Here is a 25312-nt window from a genome sequence, read left to right on the forward strand (position 1 = left end):
TCAGTAATTTTTTTGATGATTTTGACGCCCAAAAAATGGTCAAAACGAAACAAAACAAGCCGTTTTTCTACAAAAAATTAAAAGGATTTTTTAAAAGGAGATACTGCTGCAGAAATTAAACAAAAACCAAAAAATGCATTTGCGAATCAAAAAAGAAATCTAAAACCTACAAACAACAAAAAACAAATTAATCATTAACCAAAACCAATTTTCAGTATGAAATTATTAACCCAAAAAAAACCTAGAGATTTTCGGATTAACAATTTGTCCCGCAAAGAAATAAAACTGACAGTGCTTTCATTATTAGTTTTTACATTTCAGGCTTCGGCTGCTTCATCAATAAGTACTTCAGACAAAAATTATACTTCATTGTTTTTTGAAAAAACAGTAAAAGGTACTGTTACAGATCAAAACGGCTTGCCTCTTCCTGGCGCTAATGTTGTCGTAAAAGGCTCTTCAAAAGGAGTTCAAACTGACGTTGACGGAAGTTTCTCGATTACTGTTGCTGATAATGTGACAAAACTTGTCGTTACTTACATTGGTATGGAAGACCAAGAAGTAACAGTAGGAAGTGCTCCTCTAAAAATTGTCATGAAAGAAGCTGGACAAAAATTAGATGAAGTCGTTATTGGATACGGAAAATCAAAGAAGAAAGACCTTACTGGTTCTGTAGCTTCTATTGGAAAAGAGAATTTAAACTTAGGCGGAACAATTTCAAACGTTGGACAAGCCTTGCAAGGACGTGCTTCGGGAGTTCAAGTGCAACAAAATAGCTACGCTCCTGGTACTACACCTTCGGTTGTAATTAGAGGAGGAAACTCTATTAATACTTCTAATTCGCCTTTGTATGTAGTGGATGGATTCATTACTAGCACGGGCGCCTCAATCAGCCCTAATGATATTGAAAACATTCAGATTTTGAAAGATGCCGCTTCTACAGCTATTTATGGTGCTCGAGGTGGAAATGGAGTTATTTTGATTACAACTAAAAAAGGAAAATCAGGAAAAATGCAGGTTGAGGCTGAAATTTCAGATGGTTTTCAAAATATCATCAAGGAACCATCTTTAATTACAGGACAGCAATATGCTGATATCCAAAATGCAATTGCAGCTGAAAACGGAAGACCGCCAGTTTTTCCATCAAGTTTTCCTATTGCAAACACGAATTGGTTTGAAGCTGCAACGCGTCCAGGAGAGGTTTTAAATAGAACGCTTACTTTCAGCGGAAGCGATAAAACATCTAAATTTTTCCTTTCCGGAAACTATTTAAAACAAACCGGAGCTATCGAAAACACTGATTTTGAAAGATATAGTGTAAGAATGGGTGGCGAAAAAAGATTTAATGAAAAATTAAACATGGGAACCAATGTTTATGGCGCTGTAAGTGAAGGAAATAACAGTGATTTTGGAGACAATATTTTATCACCAATGTTTTCAATTCAAACTGCTCCTCCAACAATTCCAATTTACAATCCTGATGGTTCTTACTACAAATATCAAGGAAAAGACAATGCTTTAGCGCTTTTATTGGAGCCAACGGATCATACCATCAACAGAATGGCGAATGGAAACATGTTCTTGGATTATGAAATTATAAAAGGTTTGACTTATCATTTTGGTGCTGGTGCTGAGTGGCAAGAAAATATTCAAGGTAAATATACCCCTAGTACATTAGTTGCTGGTGCCGCTTTAAAAGGATCTGGATCTGAAGAAAACAAAACCTATTTCAGATGGAGTACAGAGCAATATTTGACGTATAAATTCAATATTAAAGAGCAACATGCTTTTACCGCAATGATTGGAACTTCGAATCAAAAAGATACTTATGAGCGCGTAAAAGCGGCAGGAACTGGTTTCTCAAGTGATTTGCTGACGTACTATAATCTTCAAGGAGCTGCTGTTTATTTGAAGCCAGAAACTGAAAAAACAGAAACTAAGCTTACTTCTTACTTTGGAAGGTTAAATTATGCATTCAACGACAAGTACCTTTTTACTTTTACAATAAGAAAAGATGGTTCTTCTCGCTTCGGGCCAAACAACAAATTCGGTATTTTTCCTTCGGGAGCAGTGGCTTGGAAATTATCTAATGAATCATTTATTCAAAATCTGAATACTTTTTCTGATCTTAAATTGAGAGCAAGTTACGGTATTACAGGAAGCGATGGTATTGGAGATTACTCATACATGAGCAGACTGACTTCATGGGGTGTTACAATTTCGCCAGATCAATTTGTTGCAGGTACGGAACCGGCTAACTTAGCAAATCCAAACTTAAAATGGGAACAAACCGCACAAACCAATTTAGGTTTAGACATGGGATTCTTTAATGACAAACTTACGGTTACAATTGATGCCTATAAAAAGCGAACTAGTGATGCTTTATTGAATGTTCCTGTTGGTGGATGGTGGGGATTTGGCACTCAAAGAGTTAACTCGGGAGTGATTGACAATAGCGGTATTGAACTAGGAATCAATACTGTAAATTTCAAAACCGATAAATTTTCATGGAACACTTCTTTAAACTTGGCTTATAACAAACAAGAAATTGTATCGCTTGCTGATAATGTAAAAATCATCAGTACTAACACATCAAATCCAAGTGGAACAGTTTCTGGACAAGAATTCACCAGATTAGAACCAGGAAAAGAAATGGGTGTTTTGTATGGATATAAGTATGCTGGCGTAATCAAAACTGGAGAAACTTATGCGCCACAACCTCTTTCTAAACCAGGAGATCCAAAATATGTTGATGTTGACGGAGATGGAACAATTACTGCTGCGGACAGAACGTATTTAGGAAATTCGATTCCGCATTACATTGCCGGTTTTAATAATGATTTCAGATATGGAAATTTTGATATGAATATCTTTTTCCAAGGTGCTTTTGATTATTCGGTTTATAATATGACTGCCATGGTAGGCGAATCATCCACAAGCACAGATGCTTTAAACCGTTGGGTAGCTGGTACAAATGAAAACACAGATATTCCTAGAGATGGTTACTACAAAAGCAAATACGGTAGTTATGTAAATTCAAAATTTGTTGAAGAAGCTTCTTACCTGCGTTTGAAAAACGTTTCTATAGGTTATTCTATTCCAGAGAGCGCATTAAAAACAGTAAAATTTATTGACAGCATCAGATTATATGCCATTGGCCAAAATTTATTGACGCTTACTAATTATTCTGGAAACGATCCTGAGGTTAATGGCCATTCAGGAAACAATTTAGGTGGTGGAATTGATTTTAACTCATTCCCTGCTTCAAGAACATTCATACTTGGTATTAAAGTAGCAATTCACTAGTCTAAAAAGCTTTTTTAGTAACATTTAAATTTATTAAAATGAAAAAATATACCCTATTATTCCTTTTATTCGCTGCAGGAGTACAATTTTCGTGTAACGACGATCTGGATCCAACAGTGTATAGCAACTTGACTAATACGAATGGCTACCAAACCAAGTCAGATGCTATTGCTTCTATTAATTCTATTTATGGAAGGTTAAAAGGTCCATCTGTAAGTGACAACTTCTCTTATTGGGCAACAAGACACTTTGCTTTGACGGATATTGCTACCGATTTAGGACATTGCCAATATGGTGGTGATCCAGGTCAATTATCATTAGGAACTTGGAGCTCTACAAACGGCTTGCTTGCTGAGGACTGGAATGCAATGTATAAATTGATTGCAAATGCTAACAATGCAATTTTCAACATTACACCAATGGCTGGGATTTCAGCTGAAGAAAAAGCGCAATTTATCGCTGAAGCTAAATTTTTAAGATGTTCTGCATACATGGATTTGACAGATTCTTGGGGGCCAGTGATCTTGATTACCGAAGCAAATTTGGGAAATCCGGGTTATCTTGAACAAACACCTCCTTCTTCTGTTGAGGAAATTGATGCTTTTATCGTAAAAGAATTAACAGAAGCAGCAGCTGTTTTGCCTGTTAATTATAAAGATAATGCAATTTACGGAACCAATGATGTAGGTCGCGCTACAAAAGGTGCGGCACTTACTTTATTGGCTAAATTATATATGCGAAGCCACGATTGGCAAAAAGTTGTAACACTTACGCAACAAGTAATGGATTTGAATCAATATAGTTTATATCCTTCTTATTTAGGCTTGTTTAAAGAAAGCAACAAATGGTGTAATGAAAATATCTTTTCGTCACTAAGTGATGCCAATACAAATGGAACAGAATTACTGAACCATTTTGGGCCAATTGATCACCCAGTTGTTCAAAACAGATGGCAATATTATACGGTAAACTGGGATTTCTATAACACTTTTGGCAACGAAGATGAAAGAAAACAATGTTTTTTCCCTGAATTTGAAGGAACAGATGGTCTTCTTCATAAACAAGCGCCATCATTAGGAGCTCAACCACCAGCTGGAGAATTTTACATGCCTGATGTTTCAACTAGAAAATATGCTGATGATGAAACAACAACCTATTATGATGGTCATAGTGTCAACATTTTACGTTATGCTGATGTTTTATTAAGTCGCGCTGAAGCACTAAACGAAATAAGCGGACCTACAGCTGAGGCTATTGATCTTATTAACAGAGTAAAAGCTCGATCTCATGCTAAATTATTGGTTTTAAACGGACTAACTAAAGAATCTTTGAGAGATGCAATTCTGCAGGAAAGAGGATGGGAATTCTTCTACGAAGGAAAACGCCGTCAAGATTTGATTCGAATGAACAAATATGATGTTTTAGTAAATGCCTATCATTTGAGAGTTGGTGAAGCCGCATTAATCAAAATGCCGCAAAATAAATATTATACATATCCGCAAAGTCAGGTCAACCTTAATCCAAAATTAAGCAACGACGGCAGACAATAAAAAGTTTAATCAAGGACAGACAGTAAAACAATCTGTCTGTTCTTGTTTTTTTATATAAAGAAGTACTTTTCTGTTTCACAAAAGAAGCTTTTCAGATGATCAAAAAAATAATAGCAAAAGGAAGTTTTATTTTAGTGTTGCTTGCATTGACGAGCTGTTCTAAAAACCAAATCATCTCCAATATCAATATTGGCACTCATGGCAACAACGAATTGAAAATTCAGATCGATGTTACTACGAATGACCAAGCTCAGGTATATGCAGAATATTGGTCTGACAAAAAAGGAATTCAAAACAAAATGACCTCTCCTATTTCAAATTCTGGTCTTAAACATTCATTGGTGCTTTGCAACATTACTCCAGAAACTAATTATAGTTTTCAATTGGTGACCGTTCAAGGCAGTGATAAAAAAACAAGTAAAGTGTATACTTTCAAATCCAGAAAACTTCCAGAATGGCTTCAAAAACAATTCAAAGCCAATTGCCCAAAACCTGAATTACTTCCTGCAAATTTCAAAAAAGGCTTTATGCTTTTAGCAAAAAGAGAAACTCCGGGAACCGCTTATATTGTTGATTATAAAGGAAATTTAAGATGGTATCATACGCTTGAAGGAATAGGTTTTAAAGTCGCTCATTTTACAAAAGAGCAAACTATTCTTTCCATTTTAGGCACAAACGACGAACCAACAAGCTATGGAAGTGAAATTCTAGAAATTAATCTTCAAGGCGACACTTTAATGCATATCAAAAAAGGGCAAGGCGATTTAAAACAAACGCTTCATCACGAAATCATTAAAAAATCGGCTAACGAAATTGTCACTTTAACAGTGGATCAAAAAATAATGGATTTGACTTCTATTGGTGGAAAAAAACAAGACACAATCAACGGTGACGGAATCTTAATTTTAAATAAAAAAGGAAAACGAATCTGGAAATGGAGTGTTTTTGATGACTTGGATCCATTAAAAGATAAAGATATTTTGAAAACCAAAAAAGACTGGACACACGCCAACAGTCTGAATTACGACACAGACGGAAACTTTTTAATTTCTTTCTACAATAACGGTCAAATTTGGAAAGTTGATTCTAAAACTGGGAAAGTAATCTGGAAACTAGGTAAAGGCGGGAACATGAAAATGGCTCCAGAAACTAATTTTTCTCAGGCACACGCTGCACACATTGACCAAGAAGGAAGTTTACTATTTTTTGATAATGGCGTAGACAAAAAACAATCGTCTGTTTTTGCATTAAAAGTGGACGAAAAAAACAATGCAGTAAAATTGGATTTTCATATCAAATTGCCAAAAGACATTTACAACGACAGAATGGGAAGCGCCTATATGATTGATAAAGATGCGATCTTATGTTGTTGTTCTAAAAGACATATTACCGTTTTAACGAATAAAAAAGGCGTGCTTTTATGGGCTTTAGAATCTGAAATTCCGCCTTATCGCACACAATTTATTGAAGAAGAAAAAATGAAACCTTTTCTTCTAAATTAAAAAATAAAAAACATGAAAAAAATAATTCTTATCGGACTTTTTTCAGCAATGCCAATTGTTGTTTTCAATTCCTGCACCAAATCAAATTCTCAAACTTTAGCTTCAAACGTTGCTGAAGATAAAGAAGATGAAGAAGGCTACATTACAATTGATACTTCTAAAATTCCGGACGATCAATTTGGAGAGTCGGTTCGTTATGGAAGAGAATTAATGATGAAAACCGCTTATTATATTGGCCCAAACGGAATCAAAGGAAAATATTTAGGCAATAAAATGAACTGCACCAACTGCCATCAAGACGCTGGAACAAAACCTCATGCATTCAATTTAATGTCTTCGCATGACAATTATCCACAATATCGCGGGCGCGAAAATAAAGTGCTTACACTGGCAGAAAGAGTTAATAACTGCATTATGAGACCTCATTCTGGAAAACCACTTCCGCTAGACAGCAAAGAAATGGTCGCGTTTTTATCTTATTTTAAATGGATTAGCAAATTTGTCCCAAAAGATGGTAATTTTAAGGGAGCAAAAAATTTAGAAATTGAATTTCCAGATGTTGCAGCAAGTCCAGAAAGAGGAAAAGTATTATTTGCTGAAAACTGCGCAAGATGCCACGGAAATAACGGCGAAGGAGTTTATAATGGCGATAAATCAGGCTACACCTACCCTCCGCTTTGGGGACAATACGGTTATCAACCCGGTTCAAGCATGCATCGCGTAATTAAACAAGCACAATGGTTAAAAAGCAATATGCCGTACGATAAAGTACAATTAGGAAAACCGTATCTAACAGACAAAGAAGCCCTTGATATTGCGGCTTTCGTAAATGACGATAAAATCCATTCAAGACCAAATCCAAAAACATTTGATTATCCGGATAAAACCGGAAAACCAATTGATTACTCTCATAGTCCGTTTAATGATAATTTCTCGGAAGAGCAGCATAAATACGGTCCTTATAAGCCTATTATTGCCTATTGGAAAAAAAATGGTTTGAAGCCTGTTTACTAAATTCAAAAAATACTATTTAACCTGATTACACCATACAATGAAACTAAATCTAAAAAACAGAGCGCTTTTAAGTCAAATAATGATCATGTGTTTTTTCACAATTAGTATTTCGCTAACGGCACAAATCAAATATTCAGATGGAAATGACAGCTGGAATCCGAATCAATTAGGAAATCACCGTGCTGTAATTGCCTTTTCTGGCTCAGGAAATGTTGCCAAAACGACAATTGAATGGCGAAGAAGAGACAACAATCCAGAACTTAAAAAGATTATTGTTCAAGATGCATCTGGAAAAGAAATCCAAAACATCAAAACTGAAAATATCAATAGAGAAAACGGAACTATTTTCTTTGAACCCATTTCTGGAAAAGGAACGTATTACGTTTATTACATGCCTTATATTGATGAAGGAACAGCAAATTACCCAAAAGGAATTTATGCAAAACCTGAAGACAAGGCAGATGCGCAATGGCTTTCTAAAATTAAACCAAACACGGCCGATAACGCTTCTGTTACAGAAATCCAAAGTGTAAATACTTTCAATAGTTTTTACCCAATGGAAGTCATTGCAACGGCAGCAGAAACCAAAGATTTACTTGCAAAAAACAGCGGAAACTCTTTCTTGGTTTTCCCAGAAGACAGATTGCATTCTATCAAATTAAAATCAGATTTGCCACAAAGATGGATTCAAAAAGGCGTTCAAAACACTTTTGCTGATACCGCAATGAAAGGCGAATATCTAGCTTTTCAATTAGGAGTTTGTGCACTTGAAGATATACAAAATGTAAAAGTGACTTTCTCTGATTTAAAAAGTGATGGAAATACAATTGACGCTAAAAATATAGCGTGTATCAATACTGACGGAACAAAATACGATGGAACTCCTTTCACAAATACTGTCTCAGTTTCAAAAGGAAAAATTCAGCCAATGTGGTGTGGTATCGATGTTCCTCAAAATGCAACAGCAGGAACTTATAGCGGAAAAGCAATAGTTACAGCTGACGGAAAATCAAAAGAAATCAACCTTCAAATAACAGTTTCAAACGAAGTAACCAAAAACGGCGGAATCGATTCTCCAGAAAAAATGACTCGTTTGAAATGGTTAAATTCAACTTTAGCACAAGAAAATACAGTTATTGCTCCCTATACTCCATTAACAGTTAACAACACTGAAATTTCTTTACTAGGAAGAAAACTGATTTTAGCTCCAAATGGATTCCCTGCTCAAATTCAGACTTTCTTCACTCCAGAAATGACTTCGGTTACTACAAAAGCAAATAATGTTTTAAGCGCTCCAATCGATTTTCATTTTGTTGATGCTTCTGGAAAAGAAGCACAATGGAAAAACAGCGGTGTAAAATTCACTAAAAAAGAAGCTGGAACGGTTTCTTGGGAAAGCACTTCAACTTCAAAATCAGTTCAAATGGATGTTAACGCTTCTGTTGAATTTGACGGTTTTGTACATTATACAGTTAAAGTTACTGCTCTTGAAGATGTTTCTTTTAACGATATCAATTTCCAAATGCCAATACAACCAGCATCTGCAAAATACATGATGGGATTAGGTCAAAAAGGTGGTGATCGCCCTGCAACTTTTGACTGGAAATGGGATGTTGCACATAAAAATCAAGACGGCGCTTGGATTGGTGCTGTAAATTCTGGATTACAATTTTCTCTGAGAGACGAAAAATATAGCCGCCCTTTAAATACTAATTTCTACTTACAAAAACCTTTATTATTGCCAACTTCATGGGGCAACGAAAATAAGGGCGGCATTACCATTACGCCAAATCAAAAATCGGTTGTAGTAAATGCGTATAGCGGCGCTAGAACAATGAAAAAAGGCGATGTTTTATATTATAACTTCAACTTGTTGATTACGCCATTCCACACCATCAATACCGATTTTCAATGGGATACGAAGTTTTATCACAAATACAGCCCAATCGATTCTATTGCTAAAACTGGTGCAACAGTAATCAATATTCACCACGCAAATGCGATTAATCCATATATCAATTATCCTTTTATCGAATTTAAAAAGATGAAAACGTATATCGATGAAGCACATGAAAAAGGTTTAAAAGTGAAAATCTACAACACGGTTAGAGAGGTTTCAAACAAAGCGTATGAGACTTTCGCTTTAAGAAGTTTGGGTCACGAAATTTATTCTCCAGGAAAAGGAGGCGGATTCTCTTGGTTGCAAGAACACGTTGGCGACGATTATATTGCTGCTTGGTTTGTTCCTGAAATTAAAGATGCGGCAATCGTCAACAGCGGCATGAACCGTTGGCATAATTACTACGTTGAAGGAATGAATTGGCTGACTCAAAATGTTGGCATTGACGGAATTTATTTAGACGACGTTGCTTTTGACAGAATCACAATGAAACGTATCAAACGTGTACTTACGAAAGACGGTCACCCTGGAATTATCGATTTGCATAGCGCGAACCAATACAACAAAAGTGACGGATTTAATAATAGTGCCAATTTATACATGGAGCATTTTCCATACATCAATAAATTATGGTTTGGAGAATATTTTGACTACGAAAAAAATCAACCTGACTTTTTCTTAACAGAAGTAAGCGGAATTCCATTCGGATTGATGGGAGAAATGCTTCAAGATGGTGGAAATCCGTGGAGAGGAATGGTTTACGGAATGACAAACAGATTACCTTGGAGCGACGGTGCAGACCCAAGACAAATCTGGAAATTATGGGATTCTTTCGGAATTAAAGGTTCTGAAATGATTGGATATTGGAGCGAAAACTGCCCTGTAAAAACAAACAACGACAAAGTTCTAGCAACCGTTTACAAAAAGAACGGAACAGCTTTAATTTCAATCGCAAGCTGGGCAGATGCAGACACAAAAGTAAAACTGACAATCGACTGGAAAAAATTAGGAATCAATCCTTCAAAAGCAACAATTACAGCTCCAGAAGTGCTTAAATTCCAGCCTGCACAGACTTTTAATGCAAATGATGAAATTCCAGTTTCAAAAGGAAAAGGCTGGTTGCTGATTGTTAAGTAATCAATTGCAATAATAATTCAATAACAAGAATTACCTCGTTTTGTTTGTCATTCCGAGGAACGAGGAATCTTCACAAGAGACTCCGCAATCTTTGTCGAGCTACTAACGAAGATTCCTCGTTCCTCGGAATGACAAACTGGACGGGAAAATGATCTAAGCTATCCAATTAATTACAACCACCACAAAAAACTCGTCTTATGAAATTCAGACCACTATTATCCATTTTGCTCTTTGGAAGTCTTTTCATAAATGCACAAAACAAACCAACTGTAAAAGAATACAAAAAAGTATTTACCACATACCCATTTTCAGATCCAGATCCGATTCCGAAACCAGATACAAAGTTTTATCCGTATTTCCGTTTTGATGGATTTACAGATAAACCTGTCCAAAAAGAATGGAAAGTAATCGAAATTGAAAACGATTATATCAAACTGATGATTTTGCCAGAAATCGGCGGAAAAGTTTGGTCTGCAATCGAAAAATCAACAGGAAAAGATATTGTGTACAATAATCATGTTGTAAAATTTAGAGACATCGCCATGCGCGGACCGTGGACAAGCGGCGGTGTTGAAGGCAATTACGGAATCATAGGCCACACGCCAAACTGTGCAACTCCAGTAGATTATAAAATCATAAATCGAGAAGACGGAAGCATCAGCTGTGTCATTGGAGTTTTAGATTTATTAACGAGAACTTCTTGGAAATTAGACATCAATCTGCCAAAAGACAAAGCGTATTTCACCACAAATTCGTTTTGGTCAAACACAACCGAATTCGAACAGCCGTATTATACTTGGATGAATACAGGAATAAAAGCGTCTGAAAATCTGCAATTTATTTATCCGGGACAAACTTATATTGGCCATAACGGAGAATACAATTCGTGGCCAATTGACAAAGAAAATGGTAAAGATTTGTCTTTCTACAAAAACAATAATTTTGGTGGTTATAAATCCTATCACGTATTCGGAAAATACAATGATTTCTTCGGAGGATATTATCACGATGAAGATTTCGGAATGGGACGATACGGCAATCATGATGACAAACCAGGCAAGAAAATCTGGATTTGGGGATTGTCTCAGCAAGGCATGATTTGGGAAAAATTATTAACCGATACGGACGGACAATATGTAGAAGTGCAAAGCGGAAGATTATTCAATCAAGCGAGCGAAGGCAGTAATCTTACGCCTTTCAAACAGCGTTCTTTTGCGCCTTATCAAACCGATACTTGGACAGAATATTGGTTTCCTGTAAAACAGACCAAAGGTTTTGTAAAAGCCAATAATTATGGTTCTGTAAATATTAAAAACGAAAATGGCTGGCTGAAAATCTATTTTTCTCCACTTCAAAAATTGAATGATAAAATCGAAGTTTTTGAAAATGATAAAAAAGTATATTCTAAAGATATTGCATTAAATACGATGCAAACTTTCAAAGATTCAATTCAGATAAAAGTCGATTCAAATAAATTAAAATTTGTTTTAGGAGGAAATAAACTGGTTTGGAATGCTGCTCCAGAAGATGGAAACATCAATCGCCCTGTAGAAATTCCGAAAGATTTCGATCATAATTCAATCTACGGATTATATCTGCAAGGGAAAAATTACATCAGTTTTAAAGATTATGTTCTTGCTGAAGAAAAACTGAAATCGTGCCTAAAATTAGATCCTAACTACGCTCCTGCTCTTTCTGCATTGGCTTCTTTGCAAATCAGAAAATTAGATTATAAAAGCGCTGTAAATTCAGCAAGCAAAGCTTTGGCGATTGATACTTACGATCCTGCTGCAAATTATTTTTACGCTTTGGCGAATTTTCATTTAGGAAACACTACAGATGCAAAAGACGGTTTTGATATTGCGGCTGCAAATGTTGAATTCAGAAGTCCAGCTTACACCGCTTTAAGCAAAATTTATTTAGCCGAAAATGATTTATCAAAAGCTGTTGAATATGCTGAAAAAAGTTTGGTAAACAATCAATATAATACGGAAAGCTTACAAGTTTTAGCGGTTTTATATCGTCTTCAAAACAACTCTGAAAAAGCAAATTCAGTTTTAAAAACACTTACAACTCTTGATCCGCTGAATCATTTTGCTGATTTTGAAAAATACCTTTGGAACAATTCAAACAATTCGAAAAATGAATTTATTTCTGCAATTCGAAATGAAATGCCAGAACAGACTTTTCTTGAATTGGGAATTTGGTACAACAATATAAGCCGAAAAGAAGATGCGTTAAAAGTGTTTTCGATTGCTGAACCAAGCGCTGAAATTATTTACTGGAAAGCGTTCTTAGAAAACAAACCCGTTGATATAAGCAAAATTAAACCAGGAACGAGTTTCCCTTTTAGAAATGAAACGGCTGAAATTTTAAAATCATTGATTAAAACAAACGATCAATACCAATTAAAATATCATTTAGGTTTAATTGAATGGAATCGAAATTCTATTCCTGAAGCAAAAGAATTGTTTTCGCAATGCGGCACAAAACCAGTTGACCCTGCATTTTACGGTGCAAAAGCTTCTCTATTTAAAGATAATGCCTCAATTGTATTGGCAAGTCTTCAACAAGCTATAAAACTGGACCCGCAAGGTTGGCGCTATCATAAAATGTTGACGGAGTATTATATCATTCAAAAACAATTTGATAAAGCATTAACAACGGCTGAATCATTCTACAAAAAACATCGGGACAATTATTTGATTGGAATGTTGTATGCAAAAACACTTCTTTTGAATAAAAAATATTCCGAAGCCGATCAATTTTTAACTAAATTGCAAATTCTTCCTTTTGAAGGAGCAACTGCTGGAAGGCAATTGTATCACGAAGCAAAACTGATGCAGGCTTTGGCAGAAATGAAAAACAAAAATTATAAAAAAGCATTACAATTTATTGCCGATGCAAAACTGTTCCCAGAAAATTTAGGCGTTGGAAAACCATATGACGAAAACATCGATGAAAGACTGGAAAATTGGCTGGATTATCAATGCTATAACAGTCTTGAAAACAAAGAAATGGCTTCAAAATCATTAGAAAAAATTGTCGCTTTCCATCCAATAGTTGACAATACAGTAATGAACTTTTTGCCAGCTAATCAGCTAGTTTCTGCTTGGGCGATTGAAAAGACTTCTTCTTCTCAAGAAGCTGAAAAATGGTTGAAAAATCAAGCCGATTTATATCCGACAAACAAAATAATTCAATGGAGTTTATTGGCTTACACCAAAAAACAATCGAATATTTTAAGCGAAGACGAAAAAGATGGTGAGGTCAGAATTATCGAAAAACTATAAAAATCAATCACATAAATCAATTTAAAATGAACAAACATTTTTTAAAATGTACATTTTTAGGCCTTGTTCTATTAGGATGCCAAAATATCGAGGCACAAAATTCAGATCAGGACAAAGACGAATTATCAACTTTTAGAGCTACTGCATTAAAAGTTCATGATTTGGTACACACCAAACTAGAAGTATCTTTTGATTATGGCAAACGTTATTTGTACGGAAAAGAATGGCTTACGCTAAAACCTCATTTTTATGAGACTGACACGCTAACATTAGATGCAAAAGGAATGGATTTTAAAGAAATTGCCCTAATTGACGGCAAAAAAAATATTCCCCTAAAATACACTTATAATAATGAACAGCTTTTTATTACCTTAAACAGAAAGTACAAAAGCTCAGAAAACTATACGCTGTTTATTGACTATACGGCAAAACCTGATGAATTAAAAACTAAAGGAAGTTTAGCGATTACAGATGCAAAAGGTTTGTATTTTATAAATCCTGACGGAAAAGAAGATAAACCAATCCAGATTTGGACACAAGGCGAATCAGAATCTTCTTCGGCTTGGTTTCCTACAATCGACAAACCGAATCAAAAAACAACTTCTGAAATCGCAATGACGGTTGATGGAAAATATGTGACCTTGTCTAATGGAAAATTAACCTCTCAAAAAACAAATAAAAACGGAACCCGAACGGATGTCTGGAAAATGGATGTACCACATGCTCCATATTTATTTATGATGGCAGTTGGTGATTTTAAAATCTATAAAGATTCTTATAAAGGCAAAGAAGTCAATTATTATCTAGAACCAAAATATGCACCGTATGCCAAACAGATTTTCGGAAAAACACCCGATATGATGGCTTTTTATGGCAAAATACTGGGCGTAGAATATCCTTGGGTAAAATATTCTCAAATTGTAGCTAGAGATTATGTTTCTGGTGCTATGGAAAATACATCAGCAACTTTGCATGGCGAATATGTACAAAAAACAGACAGAGAATTATTAGATGATAATCAAGAAAGTACAATTGCGCACGAGCTTTTTCACCAATGGTTTGGCGATTATGTAACAGCAGAATCATGGTCAAATCTTACCATGAACGAGTCTTTCGCTACTTTTGGAGAAGTACTTTGGCACGGTCACGATGCTGGACAAGATGCTGAAGACCGTTCGCGTTATGAAAAATTGCAGAATTATCTTCGTTCGCAAAAAAATGGAAACAGCGAAATTTTAGCACGTTTTCATTATAAAAATCGTGACGATATGTTTGATAATATCAGTTACTCAAAAGGTTCAATCATTTTATATGCTTTGAAAAATCAAATGGGCGACGAAGCATTTTTCAAATCATTGAATCATTATTTGACAACAAATGCATACAAATCTAGTGAGCCACATCAGTTGCGCTTATCATTTGAAGAAATTACAGGAAAAGATTGGTTTCAATATTTTGATCAATGGTATTTTAATCCCGGAAATCCGATTTTGGATGTCAACTATAGATATGCCAATGGAAAAATCACCATTACCATAAATCAGTCTCAAGATAGCGCCGTACAGACTTTTACACTGCCTCTTAAAGTTGATTTTTATATAAATGGAACCAAAATCAGAAAAGATATTTTAATCAATAAAAGAGAACAAAGTTTCAGTTTTGACCTTCCTTCAAAACCTGAATTTATCGATTTAGATCCAGATAAAATAGTAGTTGGCGAAGTTAATGTAAATAAAAAAACAGCTGCTGATTATCTTTTTCAATATAAAAATGCACCATCATATTATAACCGAATTGAAGCGATAAAATTTGCTTCAAAAGACAGAAGTCAAGAGTCTCAACTTATTTTATTGGAAGGTTTAAAAGATCAACAAGAAGACTTGCGAGTTTTGAGCATCAGAGCAATTGATTTGAATGAAAAACAGACCAAAGATCAAGTTTTAAAAACGCTTCTTGATATTGCCAAAAATGATAAAAAGACAATTGCAAGAGCAAATGCTATTGTAAAATTAGCTTCCACAGGAGATGCTTCTTATAAAAGTTTGATGGAAGAAAGCGCAAAAGAACAATCATACAATGTGATTGCAGCAGGAATTACAGGGTTAACAAAATATGCACCAACAGAAGCTGATAAAGCATTGGCTTCACTAGATGACGATACAAAAAAACACGTAACGCCAATAATCAAAAGATTGAGTAGCCAAAAATAATTAGTAGGTCCATTTAGAATTGTTTTGTTTTGAAGGCCTCTCTAATCTGGTTCTTAGAGAGGTTCTTTTTAAAGTGAAAGACCAAAATCGCATCAAAATGAAAAATTTATTTTACTTGTTTTTAGCTTTCTTATTTGTATCATTTTCAACCGACAAAAAAAATGCTGAAATCATAATTTCGCTTCCATTAGCAGGAAACGCTTACAGTTCTAAACATTTGGAGAGCAAAACAATTAGCGATAACGGCATAGAAAACTGGACAGATTCTAATGAGACCTTTACCGTTTATTTTCGAATTTTTAAACCGGGGACTTTTCAAATTTCGGTAGAAGAATCAATTGAAGTTTTTGGCAAATCAGAAGTCGAATTTTCAATTCATAACGAAGCAAAAAAAGTAACTTTCAATTCTTCAAAAAAAGCAGTCTTAATCGGAAATTGGAAAATCAACCAAGAAGGTTACGTAGCATTAAAAATAAAAGGAATTTCAAAAAGTGGCAGTCGTTTTCCGTCTATCAGTCGATTAAAAATTTCCAGTGCTGATTATAACGGAAAAATTTCTTTTGTTCCGAATAATGAAGGCAATTTTTATCATTGGGGACGTCGCGGACCTTCTGTTCATTTAAATTTTCCTATTCCCGAAAACACAAATGCCGAATGGTTTTATAATGAAGTCACCGTTCCAAAAAAAGAAGACAAAATTGGTTCTTACTTTATGGCAAATGGTTTTGGCGAAGGCTATTTTGGAATTCAGGTAAACGCAGCAACAGAAAGAAGAATCTTGTTTTCAGTTTGGAGTCCGTTTCAAACAGACGATCCAAAAAGCATTCCCGATTCGCAAAAAATTAAAATGCTTAAAAAGGGTGAAAATGTACACACGGGCGAATTTGGAAGTGAAGGTTCTGGTGGTCAAAGCTATTTAAAATACAATTGGAAAGCAGGCACAACTTATAAATTCTTGCTGAGAGGATTTCCAAATGGAGACAATAGCACAACATACACAGCTTATTTTTATGCTCCAGAAGTAAACAAATGGTTGCTTATTGCAAGTTTTAATCGTCCACAAACGAATACTTACTTAAAAAGATTTCACTCTTTTTTAGAGAATTTTATTCCAGAACAAGGTGATTTATCTCGAAAAGTTTTGTTCAGCAATCAATGGATTTGTGATGAAAAAGGAAATTGGACTGAAATCAATACGGCTCGATTTACAAACGATAATACTGGCGCAAAAGAATATCGCATGGATTTTTCTGGAGGAACAGAAAGCAATTCCTTTTATCTGAAAAACGGAGGGTTTTTTAATGATTTTACAACACCAAAAACAAATTTCACAAGGCCAATAAACAATAAAAAACCTGAAATAAATTTCGCGACTTTACCGTAAGTTATCTCTAAAAAATAAAGTTTCATGATAATCTCCAATGATTATCAAATCATTACAAAAACAAATTAATTATGAAAACCAGAAATTTTAAAATCATTTTGGCCGTTAGCGTTATGTTGTGGGGAACATTTGCAACGGCTCAAATGATTAAAACAAAAACGCCGGCACGTCCAAAAGGCCAAACCGATGTTTTACGTTTGGCAGCACCAGCCATTCCAACTGTTCGTATCGCTTTCATTGGGCTTGGCATGCGTGGCCCAGGTGCTGTAGAGCGTATGACACATATTCCGGGGGTTGAAATTATCGCACTTTGTGATATGAAACAGGAAAACACTTCAAAAGCTAATGAAATCTTGACTAAAGCAGGATTTCCAAAAGCACAAGAATTCTACGGCGACGAAAATGCTTGGAGAAAAGTAACGGCATTGCCAAATGTAGATTTAGTATATGTAGCAACAGATTGGCTTCATCATGCTGTAATTGGTGTTCAAGCTATGAAAGATGGAAAACACGTAGCGATCGAAGTTCCAGGAGCTTTGACGATGAAAGAAATCTGGGAGCTCATTGATACTTCCGAAAAAACGAGAAAACATTGCATGCAATTAGAAAACTGCGTATATGATTTCTTTGAATTGACCACATTAAATATGGCACAGCAAGGTGTTTTTGGAGAAATTCTGCATGCCGAAGGTTCTTACATTCATGGTTTGCAACCATTTTGGGGAGAATATTGGAACAATTGGAGAATGGATTACAACATCAAACATCGTGGCGATATTTATGCAACACACGGAATGGGGCCTGCTTGTCAAGCTTTAAACATTCACCGTGGCGACAAAATGAATTTCTTGGTTTCTATGGATACAAAAGCGGTTGGAAATCCTGCTTACATCAAAGAAAAATCTGGACAGGAAATCAAAAATTTCAGAAATGGAGATCACACAATGACGATGATTCGCACTGAAAACGGAAAAACAATTCAAATTCAGCATGACGTAACATCTCCTCGCCCATACAGCAGAATGTATCAATTAAGTGGTACGAAAGGTTTTGCAAATAAATATCCTTTAGAAGGTTATGCGCTTGATGGAAAAGAATTAAGCGATGATGTAAAACCAAATCATGAAAAATTGAGTGCACATTCTTTTGTTCCTGAAGAAGTAAAAAAGGCCTTAATGGAAAAATACAAACATCCGATTGCAAAAGGCATCGAAGAACAAGCGAAAAAAGTAGGCGGTCACGGCGGAATGGATTTTATAATGGATTACCGCTTAATTCACTGTCTGCAGAATGGTCTTCCACTAGATATGGATGTGTATGATTTAGCTGAATGGTCATGTTTAGGCCCATTAACAGAGGTTTCTCTTGATAACAATTCGGCTCCTGTTGAAATTCCAGATTTCACTCGCGGGGGTTGGAATAAACTTAAAAAATTAGAGTTTTCAGAATAAATATTGGTTAGTTAGGAAGACAAGAGGGCAAAGTTTATATTTGTCCTCTTGTCTGTTTTAAACACATCTTACTCATTACAAAATGAAAAAAATAGTTGCTTTTCTTTTTATCGCTTGTTGTTTATTTTCTGAAGCATCAGCGCAAAACAAACAAACTTTCGCAATCAGTGACGGAAATTTTCTTTTAAACGGAAAACCGATCCAAATTCACTCTGGCGAAATGCATTATTCTAGAATTCCGCAACCTTATTGGAGACATCGTCTAAAAATGATGAAAGCAATGGGATTAAATGCCGTTGCGACTTATGTTTTTTGGAATTACCACGAAGTTGCACCAGGAGTTTGGGATTTTAAAACAGGTAATAAAAACTTAGCCGAATACATCAAAACCGCTCAAGAAGAAGGTTTATTCGTGATTTTACGTCCAGGTCCATATGTATGCGCAGAATGGGAATTTGGTGGTTATCCTTGGTTTTTACAAAATGTTCCTGATATGGTCATTCGTGGAAATAATACACAATATTTAGCTGCTACAAAAGCTTATTTTACCGAATTATACAAACAGGTCGCCAACTTGCAAATCACTAAAGGAGGGCCAATTATTATGGTTCAGGGCGAAAATGAATTTGGTTCGTATGTTTCACAGCGAAAAGATATTTCGCTTGAGGAACATAAAAAATACAGTGCTGCCGTTTTTCAGCAATTAAAAGATGTTGGTTTTGAAGTTCCGTTTTTTACTTCAGATGGAAGCTGGCTTTTTGAAGGTGGTGCATTGCCGGGCGCTCTACCAACTGCAAATGGCGAAGATGATGTTGCAAAACTGAAAAAAGTGGTCGATCAATTCCACAATGGAAAAGGTCCTTACATGGTTGCCGAATTTTATCCAGGTTGGTTAGATCATTGGGCAGAACCATTCCCGATTCAGAAACCGGAGCAGACGGTACGTCAAACCAAGAAATATCTGGACAATCAAGTTTCTTTCAATTATTATATGATTCACGGAGGAACTAATTTCGGATTTACTTCTGGAGCAAATTATGATAAAGAACATGACATTCAACCCGACATGACTTCTTACGACTATGACGCGCCAATTAGTGAAGCAGGCTGGGCAACTCCAAAATACAATGCTTTAAGAGAACTTTTAAAAAACACAGAAACACCAAACATCCCTGAACAAATTCCGGTGATTACAATTCCGAATATTTCTTTAACAAAAGCAATTGATTTAGAAGATTTAAAATCAAAAATCGATCCCGTAATTGAAGACAATCCGCAAACATTCGAACAATTAAATCAAGGTCATGGTTATGTTTGGTACAGCAAAAAATTCACACAGCCCATCAGTGGAAAATTGGAATTAAATGGTTTAAGAGATTATGCCATCGTTTATTTAAACGGAAAAAAGGTTGCAGAATTAAACCGTTATTACAAAAATTACAGCTGTGAAATTGAAGTTCCGTTCAATGCAACTTTAGATATTGTTGTTGAAAATATGGGACGCATCAATTACGGTTCTCAAATTAATTCTAATAATAAAGGCATTATTAGTCCTGTAATCATCAACGGAGAAACGATTACTGGGAATTGGGAAATGTACAAACTGCCAATGAATACAGAACCCGATTTGGGCATTTATAAAAATTCTGCAAAAGCAAATCGTCCAACTTTATATCAAGGCACTTTCAATTTGAAAAAAACAGGAGATACTTTTCTTGATATGAGAGACTGGGGAAAAGGAATTGTTTTTATAAACGGAATCAATATTGGACGTTATTGGAGCGTTGGTCCGCAACAAACTTTATATGTTCCGGGTTGTTGGCTTAATAAAGGTAAAAATCAAATTACCATTTTTGAGCAAAAAAATCAAACCATGCAAAAAGAAGTAAAAACGATTGCAACACCCATTTTAGAAGATTTAAAACCTGAAAAAGGACAATAAATAAAAAAGCCATTCCTTTATATAGTGAATGGCTTTTTTATTTGATTTATCGAAAAAAATTAGTTCCAGTTGAAAGTAATTCTTTTTTCAATTTCTGAACTTAAACTTAGGAATACTGGACAAGTCATTGCAGCACGCTCTAGAATTGTTCTGCTTTTTTCATCTGCATTGCTTTTCATCTGAAAAACAATTTCGATTGCACCAATTCGTCTTGGCTCTGCATTCATGATTTTTGTTACTTCTGCAGTAGAACCTACAAAATCAACTTCCATATCGCGCGCTTTGATTCCCATAATCGTCATCATACAGCTTGCTAGAGCATTAGCTACAGTATCAGTTGGAGAAAAAGCCTCGCCTTTTCCGTTATTATCTAGAGGTGCGTCTGAAATGATTTCGCTTCCAGATTGCACGTGAATTGAACTTGTTCTTAAATCGCCTAAATAGGTTACTTTTGATGTCATTAGTTTGCTGCTTTTAAAGTTAAATCGCTGTCATAATATAAAATGTAAACACCTTTGTTTGCGTGTCCTCCATCTTCTTTTCTATAATATTGAAATTTATTGTCTACCTGTTCTGTAGTCATTAAATCGGCTGTTTCTTGGTATGTTTTCCCTTGAACCAAACGCATCATGGTATCAAAAGTCACATCAAATCCTTTTGTTGCATAAATACTCGGATTTACTTTGTTTTTCAAACGGTATTCTTTTTTGAAAATCATAGCTCCCGCTTCACTGCTTTCACGTGTTACCGATGGATACATCAAATTCAGTTTAACCAAATTGTCAAAAGTAATTTCATCTGTATCCAATGTACTGTTTGGCTCTAAAATCACCAATTGCACCTGACATGTTTTTTGCGAATCAAGCAATGCTTTTATTGTTGCTTTTACCATTGCTGTATTTCCCGTTTCCATCACCACATAGTTCATTCGTCCTGGAAGCAACAAACCTTTCAGGTTTGCAACATCTAAACTACCAGTTTCTGTCAATGTCGCAAATACAACTCCTTTTTGATTTTGTTTGATATAGTTGATTACCGATTCTTTTTTCTTGTCGACAACAGCAACTATATTTCCATTTTTGGCACGCATATAATCAAAAACTGAATTACGCACCACATCATTTGACGGAATCGCTTGATACAAATTATCAATTGGATTCGCAGCATCTTTTGATAATGGCGAAATCACAGGAACATTATAAATGCGAAGCGAATTTGCGGTCGACTCAGCATTATTTTGATAAAATGGCCCAATTACAGCATTTGCATTTTGCAGTTTATTTTGTGCAATCAAATTAGAAACATTTGATGACGTTTTTGTTTCTCCAGAATCGTAAATCGAAACATCAATCGGCAATTTCAAAGTTTTAGCTGAATCAATTGCCATCATTGCTCCCGAATAAAAATCAAGCGTCATATTCAAAAACTTATCATTTTTGATTTTTGTTGCTAAACTCGTCGTATCGCTTTGAAGTTTTGATAAATTGAACGGCAATAATAAAACTACTTTTTGACGTTCGTTCTGGCCCCTTTTCTTTGTCAATTCTACCACTTCAGGATCTGCCGAAACAGTTTCAGATTTTACTTTATCTACGATTTTAATTCCACTTGGAGCATCTGCCGTAATTATAGCAGGTTTTTCGGCAGCTTTTTCAACTGATTGTGCTTGAGGAATAATTGGCGCTGGCGCTAAATATCCAGTCGGAACTTTTAAAACCATTCCTTCTTTCACACCTTCAGAAAGCGATGGATTTAAAGCTACCAATTCGTCTTGTGTCAAATGAAACGTTCTTCCTAAACTATAAAAAGTTTCTTTTGGTTTCACTTGATAATCCATATAAGTTGTAGCTTTTTTAGGGGAATCAGTTTTTTTAGTTTCAGCAGGTTTTGCTGTATTTGCCACTGAAGCTGCATCTGTTTTAGGAGCAGTTCCTTTTATAGTCAATCGATAACCAACTGGTAAATTTTCAACAATTTCAGGATTACGTTTTTCCAATTCTGCAACCGTCATATTGTATTGTTTTGCAATGCCAAATTTTGTTTCTTTTGGTTGCACATCATGAAACACATATTTCTCCTGAGCAGTACTTTTAGCTAGCTTCGAAGCAACTGTACCTTTTGGTGCTGCACCTTTTGCCGGAATTACCAATTTCTGTCCAATCTGAACCCCATCTTTTTCTAAAAACGGATTTGCGGCTTTCAACGCTTCATCTGAAATTCCGTATTTATGTTCAATGCTGTAAAAAGTTTCTTTTGGTTGTACTTCATGAATAATTTCTTTAGAACTTGTGGACGTTTTTGCCACAGCTGCTTCAGATTTTGCCGCCGTTTTAGCACCAGCAGAAGGAATCAGCAAAACCGTATTTGGTTTTACTCCATTTCGTGCATCGGGATTTAATGCATAAATATCATAAGGTGTTACTTTAAATTTTACGGCAATCTGGTTTATCGTTTCACCGCCTGTAACTGTATATTTCACAACCTTTTCTTGTGAAAAAGCAGAACAGGTTACAAAAAAAACCAGAAACAATAATGTTGAATAATATTTCATAAATAGGACTTAAAACAATTTAATTTTTAATTCAAAAACAAGTTACTACATTCTGATCAAATCAAGATTCAGGCCAATGTTAATTTGGTCCCAAAATTATCTTAGATCGATCTCGACCTTAGCAATAATTATCTCTTTATATAACTCATCTTCTTCCTTTTTCTTGCATTTGTACAAAACTTCTTCCATGTTTTGATACTTATCTGAGTAAACATAATACGAAAGACTGTTTACATTGAAGAAGAAACTTGCGTTAAAATCGCCAGAATCAATAAGTTTCATAATAAACTTATCGCGTAGTGTTGCGTCTGTAAATATACCTAAAACTAAGTAATACCCGTTTGAAACTTCTTTAAGATTATCAAAAACTTCAACTTTTACTGTTTTATCTTTTTTAAGCGGATTTTCTTCCAATTCACGTTTCATTTCTTCTAAAGAAATTGTTTTTGAAGTTTCAGAAACACCCGATTTATTTTGCTTTTGAATTGCTTCATCTTGATACTTTTTCAATTTTACCAAAGCCAATTTGTCATCAAAATTTCGCGCTTCCATGCTGTAATAAGAAGCTTTGCTGATATGTCTTTTCACTTCTATTTTCTTCTGAACATCCAAAGAATCAATTTTAGCTATCAAAAGCTGATTTTGAGCATCGCCTTTTTCCTGATCGATTTTATAGCGTTTGATTTCTTCCAATGAAAGTCTTTGCTGTATTGATGTTGTGTTGTTATTTTTCTCGCTTTCGCGGATTTTCTTCTTATATTCCTGATTCTCTTCAACAGCAATTTTCTCCACTTTATTCATCAAGCCAGCATAAGCTTTTCTGTTTTCTGCCAATTCTTTTTTCAGCTGCGTAGATAATTCATTTGTTTTGTTGATCCCTTCAGAAGATTGTTTTTCTAATCTTTTAGATTCTTCAACATTCAAAATGTCCATTCGCTTTAATTCTTTCAAATCATTATCCATTGCAATGACAAGCGAATCTAATTTGGCCATCAAAATATCCTGAACATTTTTATTGGCTTCCAAAACCAAACGCAATTTTTCAACCGAATTTTCTTTAGAACCATTCATATCGTTCAGATTCACTTTCAGATCATTAATTTTTATAATTTTCTGATTCATTTCTTTCTGAACAACAAGTCTGTCTTTTAAATCCTCTATTTCAAACGTTTTGGCTTTTGTTTTTTCAACTACAACTTGCTTTTCGGCCAAAGCGAGCATCAATTCTTCACTTTCATTTGCTGGCTTTATTTCTTTGGTATTGATCGCTAATTTATTTCCAACAATTAATCCGTTTACGATTTCTGGATTTTGAGATTCTAATTGTTCAATCGTAATTCCGTATTTTTTGGCAATCGAAAACTTCGTTTCTTTTGGTTCTACAACATGAAAAACTGTCTCTTGATTGATCACGCGAACTCTTCCGTCAAGCGTTTTTCTTTTATTCGGAATAGAAATCGTCTGTCCGATCTGCAATCCATTTATTAAAATATCTTTATTTAAACTTTCTAAATCTTGTACCGAAACATTGTATTGTCTCGCTATGCTAAATAAAGATTCTTTAGCCACAACAAGATGTGTTGTTTTTGAAACCGATGTATTTTCAGTTTTAGGACTATTTGAATTATTTTGCGGAATAACTAATTCTTGACCAACTTGAAGTCCGCCAGCCAGAATTTCTTTATTCGCTTCTTGGAGCGCCTCCTGAGAAACATGATATTTTTTTGATAAACCGTAAAGTGTTTCCTTTTCGGCAACAATATGAGTAGGTTGTTGCTCTGATTTTATTTTTTCTGAAGAATGAACCGGAATCTTAATAATTTGATTGTCTTTGATTCCGTTTTGTGATTCGGGGTTGAGTTTGTAGATTTCATCAACCGAAACCTTATATTTTTGGGCTATAAAATAAGCGGTTTCTCCCTTTTGAATTTTGTGCTCGATAAATGAATCTTGTGCTGTTATTTTGTTAAAAGACAGAATAAAGACAAGAAAAAACGTTAAAAATTCTCTCATAAATAGTAGGTTATAAAAATTAAGGCCTTACAAATGTAAGACCTTAATTTTAAATTATACTA

General features: G+C 35.0%; 13 protein-coding genes. 10 read left to right on the plus strand and 3 right to left on the minus strand.

Annotated features, from left to right (window positions below; all coding sequences use genetic code 11):
• Window positions 1-216: 216 nt before the first annotated feature.
• From AAYQ19_RS03490 to AAYQ19_RS03535, 10 genes are all read left to right on the plus strand, one after another.
• Window positions 217-3303 (plus strand): SusC/RagA family TonB-linked outer membrane protein, encoded by a 3087-nt coding sequence (locus tag AAYQ19_RS03490; RefSeq protein WP_343533876.1) that lies wholly within the window; start codon window positions 217-219, stop codon window positions 3301-3303.
• Between the two features lie 38 nt (window positions 3304-3341).
• Window positions 3342-4853: a RagB/SusD family nutrient uptake outer membrane protein gene (locus AAYQ19_RS03495; RefSeq protein ID WP_343533878.1), complete on the plus strand. Its 1512-nt coding sequence runs from the start codon at window positions 3342-3344 to the stop codon at window positions 4851-4853.
• Between the two features lie 95 nt (window positions 4854-4948).
• Window positions 4949-6355, plus strand: coding sequence for an aryl-sulfate sulfotransferase (locus tag AAYQ19_RS03500; protein ID WP_343533880.1), 1407 nt, complete (start codon window positions 4949-4951; stop codon window positions 6353-6355).
• A gap of 12 nt (window positions 6356-6367) precedes the next feature.
• Window positions 6368-7369, plus strand: a complete 1002-nt coding sequence (locus AAYQ19_RS03505) for a c-type cytochrome (RefSeq protein ID WP_343533882.1) — start codon at window positions 6368-6370, stop codon at window positions 7367-7369.
• A gap of 37 nt (window positions 7370-7406) precedes the next feature.
• The gene (locus tag AAYQ19_RS03510; protein ID WP_343533884.1) at window positions 7407-10406 is read left to right on the plus strand and encodes a glycoside hydrolase domain-containing protein; all 3000 of its coding nucleotides are present in this window, start codon (window positions 7407-7409) and stop codon (window positions 10404-10406) included.
• A 197-nt stretch (window positions 10407-10603) separates the two neighbouring features.
• On the plus strand, window positions 10604-13699 hold the full coding sequence (locus tag AAYQ19_RS03515) for a DUF5107 domain-containing protein (protein WP_343533886.1): 3096 nt from the start codon (window positions 10604-10606) through the stop codon (window positions 13697-13699).
• A gap of 26 nt (window positions 13700-13725) precedes the next feature.
• Window positions 13726-15909, plus strand: a complete 2184-nt coding sequence (locus AAYQ19_RS03520; protein ID WP_343533889.1) for a M1 family aminopeptidase — start codon at window positions 13726-13728, stop codon at window positions 15907-15909.
• Window positions 15910-16006: 97 nt separating this feature from the next.
• Window positions 16007-17293, plus strand: coding sequence for a DUF3472 domain-containing protein (locus AAYQ19_RS03525; RefSeq protein ID WP_343533891.1), 1287 nt, complete (start codon window positions 16007-16009; stop codon window positions 17291-17293).
• A 113-nt stretch (window positions 17294-17406) separates the two neighbouring features.
• A complete protein-coding gene (locus tag AAYQ19_RS03530) occupies window positions 17407-18744 on the plus strand; it encodes a Gfo/Idh/MocA family protein (RefSeq protein WP_343534394.1) in 1338 nt (445 codons plus the stop codon).
• Window positions 18745-18826: 82 nt separating this feature from the next.
• The gene (locus AAYQ19_RS03535) at window positions 18827-20686 is read left to right on the plus strand and encodes a glycoside hydrolase family 35 protein (RefSeq protein ID WP_343533893.1); all 1860 of its coding nucleotides are present in this window, start codon (window positions 18827-18829) and stop codon (window positions 20684-20686) included.
• Between the two features lie 59 nt (window positions 20687-20745).
• On the opposite strand, the gene AAYQ19_RS03540 is transcribed toward AAYQ19_RS03535, so the two are convergent.
• The 3 genes from AAYQ19_RS03540 to AAYQ19_RS03550 form a co-directional block, all read right to left on the minus strand.
• Window positions 20746-21147, minus strand: a complete 402-nt coding sequence (locus tag AAYQ19_RS03540; protein ID WP_343533895.1) for an OsmC family protein — start codon at window positions 21145-21147, stop codon at window positions 20746-20748.
• Complete coding sequence (locus tag AAYQ19_RS03545) at window positions 21147-23237, minus strand: LysM peptidoglycan-binding domain-containing protein (protein ID WP_343533897.1); 2091 nt, start codon at window positions 23235-23237, stop codon at window positions 21147-21149. The genes AAYQ19_RS03540 and AAYQ19_RS03545 overlap by 1 nt, the downstream gene beginning before the upstream one ends.
• Window positions 23238-23333: 96 nt before the next feature.
• Window positions 23334-25250 carry a LysM peptidoglycan-binding domain-containing protein gene (locus tag AAYQ19_RS03550; RefSeq protein WP_343533900.1) on the minus strand — a complete coding sequence of 639 codons (1917 nt, stop codon included), beginning with the start codon at window positions 25248-25250 and terminating at the stop codon, window positions 23334-23336.
• Window positions 25251-25312 lie beyond the last annotated feature (62 nt).

The organism is Flavobacterium mesophilum, from assembly GCF_039581405.1.
Classification (GTDB): Bacteria; Bacteroidota; Bacteroidia; order Flavobacteriales; family Flavobacteriaceae; genus Flavobacterium.

Coding starts and splice junctions, on each gene's coding strand:
- AAYQ19_RS03530 (WP_343534394.1), top strand. CDS start 17,407: ATGTTGTGGGGAACATTTGCAACGGCTCAAATGATTAAAACAAAAACG.
- AAYQ19_RS03510 (WP_343533884.1), top strand. CDS start 7,407: ATGAAACTAAATCTAAAAAACAGAGCGCTTTTAAGTCAAATAATGATC.
- AAYQ19_RS03545 (WP_343533897.1), bottom strand. CDS start 23,237: ATGAAATATTATTCAACATTATTGTTTCTGGTTTTTTTTGTAACCTGT.
- AAYQ19_RS03515 (WP_343533886.1), top strand. CDS start 10,604: ATGAAATTCAGACCACTATTATCCATTTTGCTCTTTGGAAGTCTTTTC.
- AAYQ19_RS03495 (WP_343533878.1), top strand. CDS start 3,342: ATGAAAAAATATACCCTATTATTCCTTTTATTCGCTGCAGGAGTACAA.
- AAYQ19_RS03525 (WP_343533891.1), top strand. CDS start 16,007: ATGAAAAATTTATTTTACTTGTTTTTAGCTTTCTTATTTGTATCATTT.
- AAYQ19_RS03550 (WP_343533900.1), bottom strand. CDS start 25,250: ATGAGAGAATTTTTAACGTTTTTTCTTGTCTTTATTCTGTCTTTTAAC.
- AAYQ19_RS03490 (WP_343533876.1), top strand. CDS start 217: ATGAAATTATTAACCCAAAAAAAACCTAGAGATTTTCGGATTAACAAT.
- AAYQ19_RS03505 (WP_343533882.1), top strand. CDS start 6,368: ATGAAAAAAATAATTCTTATCGGACTTTTTTCAGCAATGCCAATTGTT.
- AAYQ19_RS03535 (WP_343533893.1), top strand. CDS start 18,827: ATGAAAAAAATAGTTGCTTTTCTTTTTATCGCTTGTTGTTTATTTTCT.
- AAYQ19_RS03540 (WP_343533895.1), bottom strand. CDS start 21,147: ATGACATCAAAAGTAACCTATTTAGGCGATTTAAGAACAAGTTCAATT.
- AAYQ19_RS03500 (WP_343533880.1), top strand. CDS start 4,949: ATGATCAAAAAAATAATAGCAAAAGGAAGTTTTATTTTAGTGTTGCTT.
- AAYQ19_RS03520 (WP_343533889.1), top strand. CDS start 13,726: ATGAACAAACATTTTTTAAAATGTACATTTTTAGGCCTTGTTCTATTA.